Genomic DNA, 12,928 nt, shown 5'->3' with positions numbered 1-12,928 from the left:
ACCGACGCCGTCAAGCGCGGCCTCCTCGTCGGCACCGCCACCATCACCGCCCAGATCAAGTAACACCCCGCACCACCGCAACACGAGCACCACCGCACGACGCGAAGAGTCGCTCCGCCGATCAGGGCGGAGCGGCTCTTCGTCGTTCGCGGTTCCGCCGGCGGTCCTGCTCCTCCCAGTGGCCGAGCCTACGATCGAGCGAATGCCCGCTCCTCGCTCGACCCCCACCGACGACCGACCCGGGCCGGAGGACTTCATCCGCGTCCGAGGCGCCCGCGAGAACAACCTGCGTGACGTCGACGTGGACATCCCCCGCGACCGGATCGTCGCGTTCACCGGCGTCTCCGGCTCCGGCAAGTCCTCGCTCGCCTTCGGCACCGTCTTCGCCGAGGCCCAGCGCCGGTTCCTCGAGTCCGTCGCCCCGTACGCGCGGCGGCTGATCGCGCAGGGGTCCACCCCACACGTCGACTCGATCACCGGACTGCCGCCCGCCGTCGCCCTGCAGCAGCGTCGCGGCGCCCCGAGCTCCCGCTCCACCGTCGGCACCATGACCACGCTGTCGAACTCGATGCGCATGCTCTACTCGCGCGCCGGCACCTACCCGTCCGGCGCCGACCGGCTCGAGTCGGACTCCTTCTCTCCGAACACCGTCGCCGGCGCCTGCCCCCGGTGCCACGGCATCGGGACCGCGCACGAGGTCACCGAAGCATCGGCCGTGCACGATCCGTCGCTGAGCATCCGCGACGGCGCGATCACCGCCTGGCCCGGTGCGTGGCAGGGGAAGAACCTGCGCGACGTCACCGCCGTGCTCGGCTACGACATCGACCGCCCGTGGCGCGAGCTGTCGCGCAAGGACCGCGACTGGCTGCTCTTCACCGAGGAACAGCCCGTCGTGCAGGTGCAGCCGAAGCGTGACCGCGTGGCGAAGCCCTACAAGGGACGCTTCTGGAGCGCGCGCCAGTTCGTGCTGCACACCCTCGCCGACTCGCAGAGCGAGACCCAGCGCAAGAAGGTGCTGCAGTTCGTCGAGTCCGGCCCGTGCGGGCTCTGCGGCGGCACCGGCCTGACCCGAGCGGCACTCGCCGTCACGATCGGCGGTCACTCGATCGCCGAGCTGAACGCCCTGCCGCTGACCGGCCTGGCCGACGTCCTGCGCCCGATCGCGGCGATCACCGACGCGGCAGCGGCGACGTCGCGAGCATCGTCCGGTGAGCACACCGAGGTCGCCGTGGCGATCTCACGCGACCTGCTCACCCGCGTCGAGATCCTGGTCGGTCTGGGCCTCGGCTACCTCGCGCTCGACCGCGCCACCCCGACGCTCTCCCCCGGCGAGAGCCAGCGGCTGCGGATCGCGACGCAGCTGCGCTCCGGCCTGTTCGGCGTCGTCTACGTGCTCGACGAACCGAGCGCCGGGCTGCACCCCGCCGATGCCGAGTCACTCGTCGACGTCCTCGACGACCTGCGCGCCGGCGGCAACAGCGTCTTCGTCGTCGAGCACGACATGAGCATCGTGCGCCGAGCCGACTGGATCGTCGACGTCGGCCCCCGCGCGGGCACCGGCGGCGGCACCGTCCTGTACAGCGGCCCGGTCGCCGGCCTGGCCGAGGTCGAGGCCTCGGTCACCCGGCGCTTCCTGGAGCCCCGGCAGCCGACCGCCGACCGCGCGGTCCGGACCCCGATCGGCACGCTCGAGCTCCGCGACCTCACCCTGCACAACCTGCGGGGGCTCGACGTCGACCTGCCGCTCGGTGTCCTCACCGCGGTCACCGGAGTGAGCGGCTCCGGCAAGTCGTCGCTCGTCGGCGGCGTCCTGCCCGGGGTCGCCACGTCGCACCCGCTCATCGACCGCGTCGTGCAGGTCGACCAGAAGCCGATCGGCCGGACACCCCGCTCGAACCTCGCCACCTACACCGGCCTGTTCGACGCGGTCCGGGCCGCCTTCGCCCAGACCGACGACGCGAAGGCCCGGGGCTGGACCGCCGGACGGTTCTCGTTCAACGTCGCCGGCGGACGGTGCGAGGTCTGCCAGGGCGAGGGGTCGGTGTCCGTCGAACTCCTCTTCCTGCCGGGCAGCTGGGCTCCGTGCCCCGAGTGCCACGGCTCCCGCTACACGGCCGAGACGCTCGAGGTCCGCTGGAACGGGGCGTCCATCGCCGACGTCCTCGGCATGACCGTCGACGAAGCGGCGCCGTTCCTGGCGTCCCTGCCCGCGGCCGGGCGGGGACTCGAGACCCTCCGCGAGGTCGGCCTCGGCTACCTGCGGCTCGGTCAGCCCGCCCCGGAGCTGTCCGGCGGCGAGGCGCAGCGCATCAAGCTCGCGACCGAGCTGCAGCGCGCGCGGACCGGCCACACCCTGTACCTGCTCGACGAGCCCACCACCGGCCTGCACCCGGCCGACGTCGAGCTGCTGACCGCCCAGCTCGCCCGTCTGACCGACGCCGGCAACACCGTCGTCGTGGTCGAGCACGCGATGGACGTCGTCGCGAGCGCCGACCACGTCATCGACATGGGTCCCTCGGGCGGTGACGACGGCGGTCGGATCGTCGCCGCCGGTAGGCCCGCCGACGTCGCCGCCTCGACGACCAGCCGGACCGCGCCCTACCTGCGAGACCAGCTCGGAGGCTGAGCGCCACGAACGCAGAAGTGCCCGCCAGGATCACTCCTGACGGGCACTTCGTGGCTGCCGCTGGTTACCGCTGGACCGCTTCCGGGGCGTCGTCGCGGAAGAAGTCGCTGCCACTGTGCGTGTAGCCGACCTCACCCGTCCGGCGCCACTGCTTGCGGACGCGCTTGAAGGTGGTGATGCGTGCAGGTTCGACGTTGTCGTCGCTCGTGTAGGCGCTCATGGCTGATCTCCCTGTGTGATTGGCCGTGTTCCTTGGCCCCCCGAAATGGAGGCTAGCGAGAGGCTCCGTGCCGGGTTCGCGAATCGTCCCGGAACGTCCGTGGAACGCAATTCCGGCTCGCGCGTGACCAAGCAGGGACGGACGGGAGGCCCGGATCACCGCCGCCGGACCGGCGGCGGCGAGTCGCGCCTCCAAGCCGGTGCACGGGGCGGACTCAGGAACGCAGGCCGAGCACCAGGTCGTGGACCACGCGCGCTGCGCGCGCCGCGGCGTCGTCCAGGTGCTCGCGGAACTCGGCGCCGTCCGGCGCGCAGAGGTCGCTGATGCACCGGACCGAGACGAACGGCATGTCGTGCACGTGGGCGAACTGCGCGATCGCGGCCGACTCCATGTCGACCGCGGCCACGTCGGGGAACGCGACCCGGAGCGCACGAGCGCGGCCCTCGGTGACGAAGACCTCGCTCGAGCCGATCGTCGCCGACCGCAGGGGCCACGCGATGTCGGCCCCCATCGCGAGCTCGACGAGCCGGGCGTCCGGCGCGTAGCCGGTCGGCATACCGGGCACCTGGCCCAGGGCGTAGCCGAACGCCGTGGCGTCGGCGTTGAGGTTGACGTACCGGTCGCCGACCACGACGTCACCGATCGCGATGCCGTGCATGAGGCCACCGGCGGTCCCGACGCTGATGACAGGGATGCCCGGGCCGAAGTCGTGGAAGCCGTGGGCGACGGCGGCCGTGGCGTTCGTGAAGCCGATGCCGCTGCGGCGCACGACGACCGTGGCGCCGCCGATGTCGAGCAGCTGGTGCGGGTCGTGCCCACCGACGGGGCCGTCGAGGACGGGGACACCGCCGAAGAGGTCGGCGAAGGCCGAGACCTCTTCGCTCATGGCCGCGATGATGATCGCGACGGGTTGCTGCTGCACTGATCGATCCTCCCACGCCGGGCGCGCGCGGACGTGCAGGCCGGGTCGTCGCAGGTGCTACCGGCGGGGGTCCTGGCGGGCCAGCTCGTCGGCGACGAAGGCGGCGAGCGCGTCGGCGCCGAAGTGGTCGTCGGCGGTGATGGTGACGACGGTGCCGGTGTCGTCGTCGCCCTCGGTCTCGTCGAACAGCAGCATCTGACCGTACGCACCGTGCAGCCGCCAGAGTCGACCGGGGCCACCCCACCCGGCCATCGCGTACCGCTCGTAGCCGATGCCGGTGCCCTCGCGCTCCACCCACTCGGAGTGCATCGCGTCGCACCACGGTGCACTGACGATCCGCTGTCCGTCGACGACCCCGCCGTCGCGGATCAGGCGTCCGACGCGAGCGAGTTCCTCGGTGCGGAGCGACAGCCCCTCGCCCGCGGCGACGAACCCGTTCGGGCAGCGTTGCCACGCGACACCCTGGATGCCGAGCGGCGCGAACAACCGGTCCGCGACGAACGCGCCGACGTCGCCGATCCGGGTCTCGAGCACGCGCATGGCGGCGTAGGTGCTGGCGTTGGCGTACTGGAACACCCGGCCGCGGGACGGTCGCCGCAGGAACTCCGCCGCCAGGTCCGGCCAGTCCGTCAGCTCGGTCGCCGACCACGGCATGTCGATGCCACTCGTCATGGTGAGCAGGTGCCGGAGGGTGACGTGCTTCACGCCGTCGCCGAGCGCGAGGCCGGGCACGTACCGAGCGATCGGCTCGTCGACGTCGACCAGGCCGTCGTCGGCGGCGATACCCGTGGCCAGGACGCAGACGCCCTTGGCGGCGGAGTGGACCTCGCGTCGGACGTCGGGGGTCCAGTGGTGCTCGGCGACGTCGTCGGTACCGACCGCACCGGTCCGTGTCCGCACGTGGACGCCGTGCGCGTCGAAGCCGGTGGCGTCGACCTGACGCACGACGGCGTCGAGGATGCTCGCTGCGGTGTGCACGCCCCATCTTCTCGCGGTGGGGCGCCTGCGGGGACGGGCAGTCGCCACCGCGTACCGTCCGGCTCGTGTCCGACGAACAGCCCCGCCGCCCCGATCCCTACCGCGTCGGCGACCAGCCCGCACTCCGGACGGCGTCCGGCTCGAACTGGCTCGTGTGGGGAGCCGTCACGGCCGTGATCGTCGCCGCGGTGATGGTCCTCATGGCGATCCGTGCGCCAGCGATCGGCTGGCCGGCACTGGTGCTCGTGGTCGTGCTGTTCGCGGTGATGGTCGTGGTCCGCGCCGCCGTGCGGCCGCAACGCACGCGGCTCGTCACGCTGGCCGTGCTCGACCTCGGCATCGTGGTCGTCGGGCTGGTGGCGACCCTCGCGGTGCTGTACTCGACGCCAGCAGCCTGAGCCGATCCGGAGACGCGACCGGAGGACGCGGGAGACGCGACCCGGTGACGGACGGGAGGCCCGGTACCAGCTGGCACCGGGCCTCCCGTCCGACGTTCGGTCACGACCTCCGCCGTTCCTCGTCTCGTGGTGACGGGTGCGTCCTCACCCGCCACCGCGTGCGTCGCCCGGTCGGTCCCGGTCCGGCTGCAGTGCTCGGACCACGGCGACGACGGCGAGCGCTGCGACGACGGCCCAGGCGGCGACGGCGACCCAGCGGCTCGCGCTCCCGACCGTCACGAGGACGACGAGACCGGTCGTCCGCCCGAAGACCGTGCTGGCGGTCGAGTACATCCCGAGCGGGAAGACGATGCTCCAGAGGGCAGTGACGTACCGCACCGGCAGGCGGAGCACGATGACCTGCCGGATGCCGATGCCGACCAGGAACGGCAGGCACCACGTTCCCCAGGCCCACAGGACGAAGGACGCGCCGCCGACGAAGTGCGCCGCGGCCGGCAGACCGTTCTCGAGCAGGCGAGCGCCGGCGAGCGTCGTGATCGCCGTCGCGCCGGAGACGACCCACGCGGTGGGGGCGACCACGAGGGGTCCTCCCCGCGAGCCGACCATGCGGACGAGGACCACGGCGGCGAGCAGCAGGTACAGCACGAGGCCGACGCCCCAGAGCGCGAGCGCGACGACGTCGAAGTGCAGCGTCGAGGTGGTGATCGCGAGCGATTCGGTCCCGACCATCCAGAGGAACCACGCACCGTCGGCGTGCGCGCTCAGCGGCCGCGCGCCGGTCCGGAGGAGCAGCCAGAGCGGCCCGCCGACCACGAGCGCCACGACCGGAGCAGCGCCGACGCCGAGCGTGGCACCCAGGGTCCCGCAGACGCCGACGGCCGCGAGCAGGGTCCACCACCCGAAGGCGGCATCCGGGTCGACGAGCGTGCCGGTGAACCAGGACGGCTGGTGGACGCCCTGGCGGACCAGGAGGACGACGACCCCGACCAGCAGGGCCGTGGCGACGGTGAACGCGACGACGCCGACGGGACGCAGCCCGGTGGTGGCACAAGCCGTGCCGACGATCCCGGTCGCCATCACCGCAGCAGCGGCGTTCGTGGGGAGGACGGTCCAACGCATCGGCGAGGTCAGATCGGCTGCCGGTACCCGAAGAACTCGTGGTCGTTGTTGTACCCACCGAGCCCACTCCCGACGTCCTCGAACCGCTCGACGAACTCGATGCCCTGCAGCCACTTGACCATCTTGAACCCGAGCTGCAGTTCGTTCCGGAGGCGCAGGGGCGCCCCGTGCGCGAAGTTCAGCCGCTCGCCGTTCATGTCGTACGCGAGCATGACCATCTCCGAGCGCATCTGCTCGATGTCCTGCGCGTCGTAGTACAGGCCTCCGTCGGCCCCTTCAGCGAAGGAGTAGAAGACCACCCACCGTGCCTTCGGGTCGGGACGGACCAGGTCGAGGATCGCCGACATGGGGACGCCGCCCCACTTGGCGACCCCCGACCACCCCTGGATGCAGAAGTGCTGCGTGATCTGTTCGCGGTGCTCCAGACGGTGCAGGTCGTCGAGCGAGAGGGACGCCGGTTCCTCGACGAGCCCGCCGACCGCGAGCCGGTAGTCCCGGAACTCGTCCGACTGCAGGGCGCGGTACTCCTCGCTGTCCGGCGTCCGTCCGTTCGGCCAGAAGAACGGTGAGATGTCGTCCTCGCTGTAGGCCCCCGGCTTCGCGTCGACGTGCTCGAACCACCGTTGGACCGGCCCGAACAACGCCAAGGCGAACCGACGGACGGCTCTCGGGAACCGGTACGTGAACGGCGAACCGCCGACCCACACGACGGCGAGGACGACGGTGGTGGCGAGGAACACCCAGAAACCCGTCCACGCCTGCGTGTCGTTCCCCGCGTACATGTGGTTGAGGTTCCGCAACGCGCCGGTCATCAGGACCATGCTCACGTGGACCGTGACGAAGGCGACGTACCAGCAGAGGACCAGGAAGTGCAGGGACCGGGCGAACTGGATGCTGAAGACGCGGCTGATCCTCCGGAAGCGCGTGGACAGGGCCGGTGACATCCCGAGCCCGGTCAGGAGTGCGAGCGGGGCGGCGATGAAGACCGTGACGAAGTACGAGAGCAACTGCAGCGCGTTGTAGTTCACCCACCCGTCCTCGACCGGCCAGGAGAGTGAGAGGTACCTGATCGCCGTCGTCAGCGCGTTCGGGAACACGTCCCAGCTGGTCGGGACGATCCGGGCCCACTGTCCGGTGACGACGAGCAGGACGACGAACACGACGCCGTTGACCAGCCAGAGCACGTCGAAACCGAAGTGCCACCAACGAGCCAGCCCGATCGAGTGCCGTCTCCCCGGGAGTCCGACCTGGTCGGGAAGCGTGATCGAATCCCCCTTCGCGGTGTAGTTCGGGTCGTCCGGAACAGGTCGCTGGAAGCGCAGCCACTCGTGGCCCGGCGTCGAGTGTCGGGTCCAGTACAGGCGGGGATGGTCGGCCAGGATGCTCAGTCCTGCTCGCATGATCGAGAACATGAACAGCGCGTTGAGCCAGTGTTGCCACTGGAGCCAGGCGGGGAAGCCCTCCGGTGTGCCGGCCGGCAGACGCGACTCGCCGGGGTAGGTCCGCATGAAGTCCCGGACGGCCGGCACGTCGACGATCTCCCGTGCGACCGCGATGCCGACGACGAGCGCTGCGGCAGCGAGCGGTACCAGCCACAGCAGGTTGAACCACCGGTCACGCCCGAGTCGGAGTCGCGGCGCCACGCCGTACTGCGCCGGCAGGCCGCCGGCCCAGTCCGCGCCGACCCGGTCGTGTCGTCGGTCGTCGAGCTGTGCGCGGAAGCGCGGCGACACCTCCGCCAACTGCTCTGCACGCTGCTGCCGCGAAGATCGTCCCTGAGCCCCACTCATGGGCGGACCATACGCTCAGGAGCGGCCGGCGTCCAGGACGAAGGTCCCGTCACGGTGGGCCGGCGGTGCTCGGTGCTCGTCAGGGTCGTTCGCCTCTGTCGTCCGCCGCTGTCGCTCGCCACCATGAGGGACCAACCTGGTCCTGCGCGACCGACACCGCGCCGCGCGGTCCACACGAGAAAGGACTCGACATGTGCACTGCCATCAGGTTCTCGGACGAGAGCGGTCACCTCTTCCTGGCGCGCAACCTCGACTGGTCGACCGGGTACGGCGAGCAGGTGGTCGTCACCCCGACCGGCTTCGTTCCGCGCTCACCGTTCGGCGCCGTCGCCGGCATCCCGCACGCGGTCATCGGCATGGGGATCGTGGAGGACGACACGCCCCTCTACTTCGACTGCGGCAACGACGCCGGGGTCGCTGTCGCCGGCCTCAACTTCCCCGGGTACGCCCACTACCCCACAGTACCCGTCGAGGGTGCGACGAACGTCGCAGCGTTCGAGTTCCCGTTGTGGGTCGCTTCCCGGTTCGCCGACGTCGACGCGGTGGAGGCAGCGCTCGCAGACGTCGTCATCGTCGACCGGCCGATCAACGACGAGTACCCGAGTGCCTTCCTGCACTGGATCATCGGCGACCGCGACCGTGCGATCGTCGTGGAGCAGACCGAGGACGGCCTGCACGTGTTCGACGACGACGTGGACGTCCTCACGAACCAGCCCGGGTTCGCGTGGCACCACGAGAACCTGCGCAACTACCTCAACACCTCGCCCGAGGTCCCGGACGAGCGCGTGCTCGGCCGAGCCCACCTGGTGCCGTTCGGTGCGGGTGCGTCGATGCGTGGGATCCCCGGGGACTACTCGTCGCCGTCGCGGTTCGTGCGCGCGGCGTACGTCCACGGGCACCACCCGGTCAAGGCGGACGAAGCAGAGAACATCAGCCGCGCGTTCCACACCCTCCAGCAGGTGGCGATGGTGGACGGCAGCGCGGAGATGCAGTCGGGTGACTACGAGAAGACCATCTACACCGGACTGTTCTCGTCCCGTTCCACGAGCTACTCGTGGAACTCCTACGACGACATGACGATCCGGACCGCGAGGCTCGCTGACCATGCACCGAGCGGAACCGAACTGGTGGTCGTCGGCTCCGGGCGGGCGTCGTCGGTCTGACACCTGCCGGGGAGGAGCCGCAGCGTGAACCCTGCACGTCCGCGGGCGGTCAGCGCCGGATGAGCACCCCGGCGACGAGTCGGAGCAGCAGGGCGACCACGCCGACCGCCGCGATCGCGACCGAAACGATCGTCGCGATCAGCAGCCGCACGTCGACGGGCACCGCGGTCTCGTCGGCCGGAGGGATGGACGCGTTCACGACGAACACGCACACCGCGGCGATCAGGAACAGCACCCCGATGATCGTCACGGCCCGCAGCGCTGCCGGCACCGGTTCGTGGTCACCCGGCCGAGCCGGACGAGCCCTGGCCCCCTCGGTCTCCCAGTCCGCCAGTTCCGTCATGGTGGTCCCCCTTCGTCGGGACGATCGTAGGGGGCGGACCGCTCCGACGCCGCTGGTGCGGCCCGAGACGGTCGTGACGCCGGACGGGAGGCGCGTCACTGGCCCGCACCGCGCCTCCAGTCCGGTGCCGGTCGTGACCAGTGCGCGTGACCGGCTACGCGCTGTCGGTCACCGTCGGCTGCGCCTGCCGCAGCCCGGTGACCAGGAGGGTCACGATCGTCCGGACGTTGTAGTCGGGGTCCTGGGGACTCCACGCCACCAGGTCGCCGACGGCCCGGAGCAGCTGGTAGGGCGGGGTCGGTGCGGCCACCTCGCCGGACGCCCGCGCGGCGTCGAGCAGCCGGCCGAGCACGGGCACGAGCTCGTCGACGAACAGCGTGTGCAGCGCCGTGAAGCCGTCGGCGTCGCCCTCCCAGACACGCGCCAGGCCGTGCTTGGTGCTGAGGAAGTCGACGAACTGGTGCACCCAGTGCAGCAGGGCGGCGAACGGTGTCGGCTCGGAGTCGAGCAGCGCCGGCCCCGCGTCGACCAGGGCCTCGATCTGGTGCCGGTAGACGGCGACGACCAGGTCCGAACGGGTCGGGAAGTGCCGGTAGAGCGTGCCCACCCCGACACCGGCGGCGGCGGCGACCTCGCGCACGGGTGCGCCGACGCCCGAGGCCGTGAAGACCGCGGCAGCGGCGTCGAGGATCGTGCGCTCGTTGCGCTCGACGTCGCGACGGCGACGCGGCACGGGGTCGGTCGACGGGGTGCTCATGCGTCGATCATCGCACGACGCAGACGGAATGCGGAACAACGCTCCGCTTCCTCTTGCAATCCGGATCGTTGTTCCGTATCGTTCCGGAACGTCGCTCCGTTTCGGACGACGATCGCTCCGACCACGGGCGACACCGCATCCCGGAAAGGCCCACATGGCACCCACAGCACCTCGACCGCAGGTCATCAGCGTGCGCCCCGTCACGCTTCCCGCACCCTCGCGCGGTCAGGACCTCGAGGTCCGGATCACCGCACCGACGACCGGCACGGACCTGCCCGTCATCGTCTTCGCCCACGGCTTCGGCCAGTCCATGACCGGTGGCGACCCCCTGGTCGACCACTGGACCGCGAACGGCTTCGTCGTCGTCCAGCCGACGTTCCTCGACGCGAAGGCCTACGAGCTGACGCTCGAGGACCCGCGCTACCCGACCATCTGGCAGACGCGCGTCGACGACCTCGAGCGGGTGCTCGACGAGCTCGACCAGATCATCGACGCGGTCCCCGGCCTGAGCGGGCGCGTCGACACCGCGCGCATCGCCGCGGTCGGACACTCGTGGGGCGGACAGTCCGTGGGCATGCTGCTCGGGGCCCGCGTCCTGGACGCCAACGGGCGGCCGGGCGAGGACCGCACCGACCACCGCGTGCGCGCCGGGGTCCTGCTGTCCACCACCGGGATCGCGCGCGGCGACCTCGCGCCGTTCGCGCAGGAGCACTTCGCGTTCATGAGCCCCGACTTCAGCCGGCTGCACACCCCGTCACTGGTCGTCGCCGGCGACCACGACCAGTCTCAGCTCTCGACGCGAGGCCCGGACTGGTTCACCGACGTCTACCACCTGAGCCCCGGCGCGCGGCATCTGGTGACACTCCACGGCGGCGAGCACCTGCTCGGCGGGATCCAGGACTACGAGTCGACCGCCACCACGGACGAGAGCCCCGAGCGTGTGGACCTCGTCCGCCACACCACGACGGCGTTCCTCCGGACCGAGCTCGGCCTCGACCCCGACGCGTGGTCGGCGATCACCGACGCCGTCGGCCCTGACACCGCCGACGCGGCCGGCCCTGCTGCCGCCGTCGGCCACATCGAATCGAAGGAGCACCACTCGTGATCACCGACCAGCACCCCCTGCCCAGCGGCTTCACTGCCGCGTCCACCGCCGCCGACGTCCTGGACGGCGTCGACCTGACCGGCCGGAACGTCGTCGTGACCGGCGGACACAGCCGCCTCGGCCGTGAGACCAGCCGCGCCCTCGCGGCGGCCGGCGCCGACGTCACCGTCGCCTCACGTGACGTCAACCGGGCATCCGCAGCAGTCGCCGACATCCCGGGCATCCACGTCGAGGCCCTCGACCTCACCGACCCGTCGTCGGTCGATGCCTTCGCCGCGCGCTGGTCGGCCTCCGGCCGCCCGCTGCACATGCTCGTGAACAGTGCCGCGATGCTCTTCACCCCGGACCGCCGACTCGACGGCCGCGGCAACGAACTGGCGTTCTCGACGACACACCTCGGGCACTTCCAGCTCACGCGGGCGCTCCTGCCCGCCCTCCTGGAGGCCCGTGGTGCGCGGGTCCTGACCGTCACCTCCGGTGCGGCGCGGTTCGGGCAGATCCGGTGGGACGACCTGACGTTCGCGCACGGGTACGACCCGGTCACCGCGTACGGCCAGTCGAAGCGCGCCAACGTCCTGTTCACGGTGGAGCTCGACCGGCGGTACGCCGACCAGGGCATCCGAGCCTTCGCCGCGCACCCGGGCGTCATCATCGGACCCGGCCCGCACGACCAAACGGTGCTCGCGTCGTACCGCGAGCAGGGACTGGTCGACGACCACGGGGTGACCGTCATCGACCCCGAGGTCGGCAAGAAGACCGTCGAGCAGGGCGCAGCGACGCTCGTGTTCGGTGCCGCGAGCCCGCTGCTCGACGGCGTCGGCGGGGTCTACCTGAAGGACAGCGACGTCGCCGTGATCGACGACCGGGTCCTGCCCCTCACCGCGGACCGCATCCCGTCGGACGCGAACTCGGCGATGCTCGACGCCGACGATGCCCGGCGACTGTGGGAGGTCAGCGAGGGACTCCTGGCCTGATCGCCGTCGGCCGGGGGCCTCGTCTGCCCACTGTTCTCGTCGTCCTCGCTACTGTGTGACGGTGCTGACCGTGCAGATCGAGAGCCCCCGGCAAGACGACGTCCTGCACCTGCTGCAGCAGGGTGACGACTACGGACTGAGCCTCTACGCGGCCGAGAACTACCACGCCCTCGACGTCGACGACCTGGACCAGCCCGACGTCACGTTCCTGGTGGCGCGTGAGGACGGCACCGCCCTCGGCACGGTGGCGCTCGTCGACGCCGGCGACGGCACCGGCGAGGTCAAGCGCATGTTCGTGAGCGACGCCGCGCGTGGGCTCGGCGTGGGGACGCGGCTGCTCGACGCCCTGCACGACCGGGCCCGCGCGATCGGCATCGGGACCGTCCGGCTCGAGACCGGCCTGCCGCAGGCCGCGGCGATCGCGCTGTACCGGAAGGCCGGGTACGCGGACATCCCCCGGTTCGGCCCGTACGTCGACGACCCGACGAGCGTGTGCATGGAGCAGCAGCTCGTCTGATCGGTGCTCGGTCCCG

13 protein-coding genes are annotated in these 12,928 nt (G+C 71.3%); 6 read left to right on the top strand and 7 right to left on the bottom strand.

Annotated elements, in window-relative coordinates; translation table 11 throughout:
- Positions 1-202 precede the first annotated feature (202 nt).
- The gene (locus tag DEJ30_RS02670; protein ID WP_110858912.1) at positions 203-2,626 is read left to right on the top strand and encodes an excinuclease ABC subunit UvrA; all 2,424 of its coding nucleotides are present in this window, start codon (positions 203-205) and stop codon (positions 2,624-2,626) included.
- A gap of 64 nt (positions 2,627-2,690) precedes the next feature.
- Here the strand turns inward: DEJ30_RS02670 and DEJ30_RS18030 are convergent, their stop codons facing one another.
- The 3 genes from DEJ30_RS18030 to DEJ30_RS02660 form a co-directional block, all read right to left on the bottom strand.
- Positions 2,691-2,846 (bottom strand): hypothetical protein, encoded by a 156-nt coding sequence (locus tag DEJ30_RS18030; RefSeq protein WP_181419963.1) that lies wholly within the window; start codon positions 2,844-2,846, stop codon positions 2,691-2,693.
- Between the two features lie 214 nt (positions 2,847-3,060).
- Complete coding sequence (gene mtnN / locus DEJ30_RS02665; protein WP_110858911.1) at positions 3,061-3,768, bottom strand: 5'-methylthioadenosine/S-adenosylhomocysteine nucleosidase; 708 nt, start codon at positions 3,766-3,768, stop codon at positions 3,061-3,063.
- A gap of 57 nt (positions 3,769-3,825) precedes the next feature.
- On the bottom strand, positions 3,826-4,746 hold the full coding sequence (locus tag DEJ30_RS02660) for a serine hydrolase (protein WP_110858910.1): 921 nt from the start codon (positions 4,744-4,746) through the stop codon (positions 3,826-3,828).
- A 65-nt stretch (positions 4,747-4,811) separates the two neighbouring features.
- Here DEJ30_RS02660 and DEJ30_RS02655 point away from each other — a divergent pair, with 65 nt between their 5' ends.
- Positions 4,812-5,144 (top strand): hypothetical protein, encoded by a 333-nt coding sequence (locus DEJ30_RS02655; RefSeq protein WP_110858909.1) that lies wholly within the window; start codon positions 4,812-4,814, stop codon positions 5,142-5,144.
- A gap of 144 nt (positions 5,145-5,288) precedes the next feature.
- Here the strand turns inward: DEJ30_RS02655 and DEJ30_RS02650 are convergent, their stop codons facing one another.
- Positions 5,289-6,263, bottom strand: a complete 975-nt coding sequence (locus DEJ30_RS02650) for a hypothetical protein (RefSeq protein ID WP_110858908.1) — start codon at positions 6,261-6,263, stop codon at positions 5,289-5,291.
- Positions 6,264-6,271: 8 nt separating this feature from the next.
- Positions 6,272-8,053: a molybdopterin-dependent oxidoreductase gene (locus DEJ30_RS02645; protein WP_110858907.1), complete on the bottom strand. Its 1,782-nt coding sequence runs from the start codon at positions 8,051-8,053 to the stop codon at positions 6,272-6,274.
- A gap of 191 nt (positions 8,054-8,244) precedes the next feature.
- Between DEJ30_RS02645 and bsh the strand changes: the two genes are divergently transcribed.
- Positions 8,245-9,216, top strand: a complete 972-nt coding sequence (gene bsh / locus DEJ30_RS02640; protein WP_110858906.1) for a choloylglycine hydrolase — start codon at positions 8,245-8,247, stop codon at positions 9,214-9,216.
- Between the two features lie 49 nt (positions 9,217-9,265).
- On the opposite strand, the gene DEJ30_RS02635 is transcribed toward bsh, so the two are convergent.
- A complete protein-coding gene (locus tag DEJ30_RS02635) occupies positions 9,266-9,559 on the bottom strand; it encodes a hypothetical protein (RefSeq protein WP_111091487.1) in 294 nt (97 codons plus the stop codon).
- Positions 9,560-9,713: 154 nt separating this feature from the next.
- On the bottom strand, positions 9,714-10,316 hold the full coding sequence (locus DEJ30_RS02630; RefSeq protein ID WP_110858904.1) for a TetR/AcrR family transcriptional regulator: 603 nt from the start codon (positions 10,314-10,316) through the stop codon (positions 9,714-9,716).
- A gap of 154 nt (positions 10,317-10,470) precedes the next feature.
- Here DEJ30_RS02630 and DEJ30_RS02625 point away from each other — a divergent pair, with 154 nt between their 5' ends.
- From DEJ30_RS02625 to DEJ30_RS02615, 3 genes are all read left to right on the top strand, one after another.
- On the top strand, positions 10,471-11,421 hold the full coding sequence (locus tag DEJ30_RS02625; protein ID WP_110858903.1) for a chlorophyllase: 951 nt from the start codon (positions 10,471-10,473) through the stop codon (positions 11,419-11,421).
- Positions 11,418-12,395, top strand: a complete 978-nt coding sequence (locus DEJ30_RS02620; RefSeq protein WP_110858902.1) for an SDR family NAD(P)-dependent oxidoreductase — start codon at positions 11,418-11,420, stop codon at positions 12,393-12,395. The genes DEJ30_RS02625 and DEJ30_RS02620 overlap by 4 nt, the downstream gene beginning before the upstream one ends.
- Positions 12,396-12,456: 61 nt before the next feature.
- Complete coding sequence (locus DEJ30_RS02615) at positions 12,457-12,912, top strand: GNAT family N-acetyltransferase (RefSeq protein ID WP_258369779.1); 456 nt, start codon at positions 12,457-12,459, stop codon at positions 12,910-12,912.
- Positions 12,913-12,928: the final 16 nt, after the last annotated feature.

It is taken from the genome of Curtobacterium sp. MCPF17_003, from assembly GCF_003224385.1.
GTDB classification, from domain to species: Bacteria; Actinomycetota; Actinomycetes; order Actinomycetales; family Microbacteriaceae; genus Curtobacterium; species Curtobacterium flaccumfaciens.
This window is presented reverse-complemented; position numbering and strand designations above follow the sequence as displayed.